The organism is Deltaproteobacteria bacterium, from assembly GCA_005879795.1.
In the GTDB taxonomy this organism is placed as follows: domain Bacteria; phylum Desulfobacterota; class Binatia; order DP-6; family DP-6; genus DP-6.
The window spans coordinates 1-2,874 of record VBKJ01000261.1 but is presented as its reverse complement, the minus strand read 5'-3'; the positions used below and the strand labels follow the sequence as shown (position 1 = coordinate 2,874).

Here is a 2,874-nt window from a genome sequence, read left to right as displayed (position 1 = left end):
TCGCCTGCGTCACCGAGAGATAGCCGTGCGCCCCCGCGCTGCGCCCCGCCCACAGATTGAGCGGCGCCATCTTGAAGAAGGCGAGATCGGTCTCGCCCGGCTCGAGCAGGATGATGTCGCCCTGGAAGTTCGGATCGTCCTGGTACTGCTGGATGCCGAGCTGCAGCCGCGAGTGCAGGAGCGTGCGCAGCACCTGGTTGAGCACGGTGAGCATCCCCTGGCTCGCCAGCGGCCGCCCCTCGATCGCGTAGCGCCCCTGCTCGGGCACATAGCGGCGCACCACCCGGTTGTGAAATGGCCGAAACGGATTGTAGCAGATCACCAGCTCCGCCCCGTGCTCGATGGCGACGTCGATGTTGGCCGTGCGCCGCACCCCGCCGTCGACGTAGTCGACGCCCTTGATGCGCGCGGGCTTGTAGAAGCCGGGCAGCGCCGTCGAGGCCTGCACCGCCTCCGAGATGGTGAGCGCGGTGTCCTCGTCGTGCCCGAACACCACCCGCTCGGCCGTATCGAGGTTCATGGCGACGATGTAGAGCGCGACCTGCCGCAGCCGGTGGAGCACGCGGAAGTCGTTGGTCATCCCGCGCCGCTCGATGTTGTGGCGCAGGTAGCGCTCGAGGGTCGCGTTGTCGAACAGGCCCGAGGGCAGGTAGGCGAGCGGGAAGGGGAACTCGCGCGCCGCGCCCACCGCGTCGACGACCGGCTTCACGCACTCGATCAGGTTGGCGAGCGTCGGCCGCCGCCGCGCCCGGGTGAGCGGCTCCTGAAGCGCGCGCACCAGCTCGGGCGTGTGGACCAGAAAGTCGTAGAACGCGCCGGGGACGTAGGTGAGGAGATCGACCAGGTACTCGAGCGGCTTGCGCGCGAACTCGGCGAGGTTCGGGTTGTAGAAATCGAGCGGCGAGAGGTAGGTGAAGTCCTCGGAGGTGCCGTCGAGCGAGCGCAGCATCTCGGGCGGGGTCACGCCGCCGGCGAGCGGGGCGGCCAGGAAGGCGCCGGCCGAGAGACCGACGTAGATGTCGAAGTCGGTGGTCTTGCGGTTGACGAGGAAGTCGTCGAGGGCCTTCAGGCCGCCGAGCTTGTAGGCGCCGCCGGTGACCGCACCGCCCGCCAGCACCAGCGCCACGCGCGGGTTCTTCTTCCGCGTCGTGAGATCGCTCTTGTGGACGATGGTGAGGCCCATGTCTGTCCTCCCCATGCGTGCCCGCCCAGCAGGCCCTAGTGGAGCACAACTCCGATCCGATCGTCCACTCGCTTCACACCGTCCGGACGATCGTCATGAGGGCCTGCCTCTCTTCGCGACGAGTCACAGTGGGCACGGCGCCGGTGCCGGGCCCGCTCTCGTCATGGCGACGCAAGCAGCGTGCCAGGCTCTGTCAGGGGGGTCCTCCCCGAAGAGGCCGCACCAAACCGCCTCCGGGCCTGCAAACCTTTCAGAGTCTTGCAAAACATGCACATCCGACCCGCTGCGCGGGCGGGCCCGGAGCGGCCCGTCCTGCCAAACGCGCCCGGGGGCGATGGCGGCTCACAGGAAGGCGGGCATCGCCCCGTCGTGGGCAAACCGGGGAGCCACCTCCGGAAGGGGGAGGCCCCCTCCCGGCCTAGGGACGGAACGCGCTCAGGCGGCCCGGTGCTTGCTGGCGGTCTCTCTCGTGAGCGCCTCGAGGCGTCGCTCGACATGCGCGATCCGATCCTTCAGATACGCCACCTCGCGAGCCGCCGCCCTGAGCTCCTTGACGACCGGGTCGGTCAAGCGCTCGAGCTGCACGTGGAGACTGGCCATCAGGCGCGTCCGCCGGGCGTCCAGCTCCTTCACCGCCCGCTCGGCCCGCTCCTGGATGTCCGCGCGCAGCTTGCCCACGTCAACCAGTGAGAGAACCCGGTCGACCACCGGCCTGCCGCTCCGTTCGACCAGCTGGCGCGCGTCGTGCCGCAGCTGGCCGACCAGCTGCTCTCCTCGCTCCTGCAGCCGCTTCATCGAAGCGCGCACCTCTTCCAGCGAGAGTAGCCGTACTCGTGTCTCTTCCATCGAAAGCCTCCTCTCTGCGCCCAGGTGACCCACGGTCAGCCTGGGCTCGCCACAGGCACAGCGGCGCCGACCACATCGGTCACCGATCCACCGGCAGAACGAGCCGGAACTCGCCCCGCGCCGGAATGGCCTCTGGACCCGCAATCACCGACTAGCCCCGGTGGCGCGGGCGGTCAACCCCCTTTCACCGACACCCCCCTTTCGCCGGCACCCCCTTCGCCGGCCAAGCTGCGTCGCCCCCAACGTTCGTGGACTCCCCGCGTTCCGCGCGGGCGCAGCGTGGCGCCGTGCGGGCCCCTGACCCTCGCGGGCGCTACTTGTCCGCGGAGTTCCCGCGTGATGAGAGGGAGGAACCGTGCGCGGCCGCGATCGAAGCGAGAGTCCCCATCGAGGATCCCGCTGGACGCGGTCGAGGCGCGCGGAGGCCCTGGCGATCGCACTGATCCTCGCATCGTGCACGGCCAGCTCGGTGCCGCGACCGAGGTTTCCACAGGTCGAGCAGGCGACCGAGGCCCTCCAGGGCGGCGGCGAGCGCTACCGGACCCACCGCGCATGTGCAGGTGCGGCGAAGTCCGTCGATGACCTCGTCCGCTGCATGCAAGACGCGGGTTGGACCTTCGTGGCCCGAGGACCCGCGTACCCGGAAGCCGATTGCTGGCAGGCACACGACCGCGGCGAGGTCGATCGCATTCCGCCCCAGTGCTTCGTGCGCTCGCCCGAGCACGCGGGGGAAGTGGCGCCGTGAAATTCTCGGGATCGCGGCTGGGTGCGGTTTTGCCGGGGCGTCGGCCTTTCCGCGCCTCGGCGGCTGGCATGCACCTGCTTCGCCCGGCCGCACTTACGGG

At 69.9% G+C, this 2,874-nt stretch carries 2 protein-coding genes; both read right to left on the bottom strand.

Translation table 11 applies throughout. From position 1 onward, the window contains the following. The coding region (locus E6J59_19840; GenBank protein TMB15646.1) for a hypothetical protein at positions 1–1,198 on the bottom strand (1,198 nt) is incomplete at its 3' end. A gap of 420 nt (positions 1,199–1,618) precedes the next feature. After that, the gene (locus E6J59_19835) at positions 1,619–2,029 is read right to left on the bottom strand and encodes a hypothetical protein (GenBank protein TMB15645.1); all 411 of its coding nucleotides are present in this window, start codon (positions 2,027–2,029) and stop codon (positions 1,619–1,621) included. Between the last annotated feature and the right edge of the window lie 845 nt (positions 2,030–2,874).